General features: G+C 68.5%; 1 protein-coding gene. It reads right to left on the bottom strand.

Going from position 1 to position 1,382, the window contains the following annotated elements; all coding sequences use genetic code 11:
- Positions 1–87 precede the first annotated feature (87 nt).
- Positions 88–1,344, bottom strand: a complete 1,257-nt coding sequence (locus E1200_RS33325; protein ID WP_131956664.1) for an extracellular solute-binding protein — start codon at positions 1,342–1,344, stop codon at positions 88–90.
- Between the last annotated feature and the right edge of the window lie 38 nt (positions 1,345–1,382).

The raw sequence follows: 1,382 nt of genomic DNA, 5'->3' as shown, positions 1-1,382 counted from the left end.
TGGGGGAGCCGTGCGGCCCGGCCGTTTCACGGGCCGCACGGCTCGGCGGGCGGGTGCCACCTGGCGGGTGTCACTGGGACGAGGGTTTTACTGGGACAGCGCGTTGTCGGCCTCGGTCAGGAACGTCTTGGCGGCCTCCTCGGGCGTCGCCTTGCCGAACAGGACCGAGTCGGTGGCGCGCTTCAGGATGTCCTCCATCTCCATCGCGCCCTTCGGCGGGACGACGATCGGGCTGAGGTCGCCCTTGATCGACTCCATGAAGGCCAGGACCTGCCGGTCCGCCGGCGACAGCTTGTCCTTGATCGCCGTGATGACCGAGGAGTTGGTCGGCAGGCCGCGGTCGCTGAGCACGATCGCGCCGGCGGCCGGGTCGTTGACCATGAAGTCGACGAACTTCCGCGCCGCCGCGGCCTGCTCGGTCTTCGCCGAGACCGTGTAGTACATCGCCGGCTGCAGGAACATCCCGGACGAAGTGGCGCCCGCCGTCTTCGGCATCCGCAGCAGCGTCAGCTCCTCGCCGGAGCCCTTGGTCAGCGCGTCGAGCTGGTTGCTCCACCAGCTCCCGAACGCGCTCTTGTTGGTGGCGATCAGCGCCTGGTCGACCTTGGTGCCGGTCTCCAGCATCTCGGCGGCGCCCGGCCCGGCCTTCGTGTCGATGATCTTCTGCAGCAGCGCCCACCAGTCCTTGATGGTCTGCTCGGTCAGCGCGACCTTGCCGCCGGAGTAGAACTGCTCGCCGCGCTGCCCGGCGAAGATCTGCAGGAACGCCGGGTTCTCGTTGTACTCGGTGCCCCAGATGTCGCCGCCGCTCTCCTCGGTCACCTTCTGGGCCGTGGCGATGTACTCGTCCCACGTCCACGTCTTGTCGTCCGGGAGCTTCTGGCCGTGCTCCTTCAGCGTCTTCTCGTTGGCGACCATCGGGAAGGCGTTGACGCCGGTGGGGATCGCGAACTGCTTGCCGTCCACCTGCCCGGCCTTGAGGACCTCCTGGTCGAGCCCGGCGGTGTCGATCTTCCCGGCGACGTCGGCGAGGATGCCGCGGTTCGCGAACTCCGCCAGGCCGCGGATCTCGATCGACATGACGTCCGGGGCCTCCCCGGCCGCGGTCTTGGTGGCGAGCTTCTCGTAGTAGCTGTCCCAGTCGGAGAAGTCGCCCTCGACGTCGATGCCGGGGTTCTTCTTCTCGAACTCGGCGATGGCCGCCTCGGTCAGCTTCTGCCGCGAGTCGTTGCCCCAGTAGGAGAAGACGACCTTCGGCGTGCCGCCGGACCCGTCGTCGCCTCCGCACGCGGTGGCCGACACCGCAAGGAGGGTGGCGGCCGCGGCCGCCAGTATGCGCTTCATCTGATGTACCTCCGGGGGGACAGGTGGGGGTTGTGGAG

This window comes from Actinomadura sp. GC306 (assembly GCF_004348665.1).
Classification (GTDB): Bacteria; Actinomycetota; Actinomycetes; order Streptosporangiales; family Streptosporangiaceae; genus Spirillospora.
Note: the sequence above shows the minus strand (reverse complement) of the source record. Positions and strands in the feature narration are given on the sequence as shown.